The organism is Leptolyngbya sp. FACHB-36 (genome assembly GCF_014695955.1).
Taxonomy (GTDB): Bacteria; Cyanobacteriota; Cyanobacteriia; order Leptolyngbyales; family Leptolyngbyaceae; genus FACHB-36.
In genome coordinates, this window is record NZ_JACJPG010000077.1 from 1 (window position 1) to 2094 (window position 2094).

Consider the following 2094-nt stretch of genomic DNA (forward strand, 5'->3'; position numbering starts at 1 on the left):
GACGAAACACAAACGCTCCTTCTTCGGTTTCGCCGCCTGAGAGAAAGTCAATTTGCTGATCGCCTGCTTCTTCAACGCGATCGTTGACCCGCAACTCAGCAACAATTTGCACCGACTCCACCGTTTCGCCCCCTGTGTTAGCGACCTCAAACGGCACATAGAACTGCCCCTCGGCTTCTCGTACGGCTTCAGTGCGATTGATCACAAGAACAGGAGGACGATCGCGCTCCGTAACCCAGGCGTAGCTCACTAATCCCGCGATCGCAGCCAAAATTGCGGTGGCAATGCCAAAGGTGATCCACTCGGCAGGAGTGCGGGAAGGACGTTCGGTGGAGTCAGGCATAGAGGATAATTCAAAATTACGAATTCTAAACAGCGAGACGCCCAGCCGCTCCGCCGATCGTCGTAGGCAGTGCAAGAATCAGCGTTTGTGTGAGCCAGGATTGCCAGGGATCATCGAACTGCAGCTTATCAAAGAAGAAAAGCATCGCAGCGGCAGCAATTAGCGACACCAGATAGGCGGAGATCGTCTCGCTGAGGGGACGCTGAAAAATTCCCTGCTGGTTGTGGCGCTTCGGCTGGTTGGCAAAACCTGCTTCAAAAACGATGCCGTAGGAAATTATCAGCGAGATCGCCATCATGGCTAGCAGCCACGGCGGAGAGGTGGCTGCCGCCAGCATCGGAATTTCGTCTGTGGGAGCAATGTTGAAGGCGATAATGGTGCCGCCAATCAGTGTTGCACCAACGTCGGATAGCGTTGCGTTAAGGTCGCCCTCTCCGGATTGCTTTGGTGAGTCGCCTTCGCGATCGCCGTCGCTGAGGAACTGATTTGCCAGCGCCACGCCCAGCGTGAACGGAACACCTTCGTAGATTAGCTTCCCCAGCGCTTCGTTCAGCGGCGTTTGCAGGGTGATTTCTCGCAGCAGTACGAGAATCACGGTTGCACAAACCAGCCCAAGCGCCATCGCTTCGATCGTGTCGATTGCCGCATTGACCGCGTTAATGGTGTCGGTCTTGCGAAAGCCGCAGGTGCGATTCAACAGAAACACGATCGCAAAGGTCAGCAGCAGCGCCATCAGCAGACGCACTGGAGCGATCGAAGAGCCGATCCACCACACCTCCATTGTGTAGAGCAGCGGAATCCCAAACAGAAAGCCGCCGGATGCGCCCCGAACCAGATCATCTAGTTCGGTGGACCACATTGTCGATCGTTTCTTTTGGCGTCCCATTTTGGCAATTCTGACTCACTGGGATCAGCCTATAGCTTGGTCTTTAGCCCTGTCTACTCCTGAAAGATAGACCCGTTTAGATTGCAAGAAAACGTCAAACAACAGCAAGCTCTCTAGCAGCTCATGCAGCTTGCAGGATGGGCTGCGTTTGGCTAATCACGCTAACGTTTGGATCAAGGACATCCCCAGCGTTAAACACATAATTGAACGCGCCTTGATCGCCCAGCAAATTGGCTCTTAAAAACAGTCCACTCCATCGCGCGATCGTCTCGATCGCCGTCGTCTGATCCAACGTGGGTCGGTTCGGCTCCCGCAGCAAATTATCCTCATTCGTGATGCCGTAGTGGTTCGCGCCCTCTACTGTGATTAGCGCTTTGGGCGGATTGAGAATGTTATCGTAGGTGGTTTGGCTTCCGGACGGTGCCGCAACACCATCCAGGCTACCGACGATTAAGCCGAGCGGAATTCCCTCATTATTAAGTGGCAGGAATTCCTGAGTTAGCTGATCTCGAAAACTGGTGCCATAGAAAATGCCCGCTTTTAACTCTGGCGGAATCGTGTAGCCCGGTGAGCAAATTCCAAATACACACACCTCGTCCTGCGATGCACCTAATCCGACTGCTCCGCCAAACGAATGTCCCAGCAGCCCCAGCGTGTCGGTATCCACAATCTTGAAAATCGGCGATTCAGCATCCGCGTCTTCCGCTTTCAGTTGCGCCAGCACATCGTTTACGTCCTGCTGCTCCGGAAACAGCCCCGTGAAGACTGGACCACCCGGAACCGCCAACGTCCGCTCATTATTAGGAACCACCACCACAAAGCCATAGCTGGCAACTTGTGAAGCAAAATCCGAGTAATCGGACTT

The 2094-nt window shown here is 54.1% G+C and carries 3 protein-coding genes; all 3 read right to left on the reverse strand.

The features are described from left to right. On the reverse strand, window positions 1–343 hold a 343-nt coding region (locus tag H6F43_RS01055; protein WP_190340175.1), incomplete at its 3' end, for a TIGR02588 family protein. Between the two features lie 25 nt (window positions 344–368). Beyond that, complete coding sequence (locus tag H6F43_RS01060) at window positions 369–1229, reverse strand: TIGR02587 family membrane protein (RefSeq protein ID WP_190340176.1); 861 nt, start codon at window positions 1227–1229, stop codon at window positions 369–371. 121 nt (window positions 1230–1350) lie between these two features. Beyond that, a partial coding sequence (locus tag H6F43_RS01065; RefSeq protein WP_190340177.1) for a chlorophyllase occupies window positions 1351–2094 on the reverse strand: 744 nt, incomplete at its 5' end.

Excerpts from the sequence above, each read along its gene's own strand:
- H6F43_RS01060 (WP_190340176.1), bottom strand. The coding sequence starts at position 1,229 with ATGGGACGCCAAAAGAAACGATCGACAATGTGGTCCACCGAACTAGAT.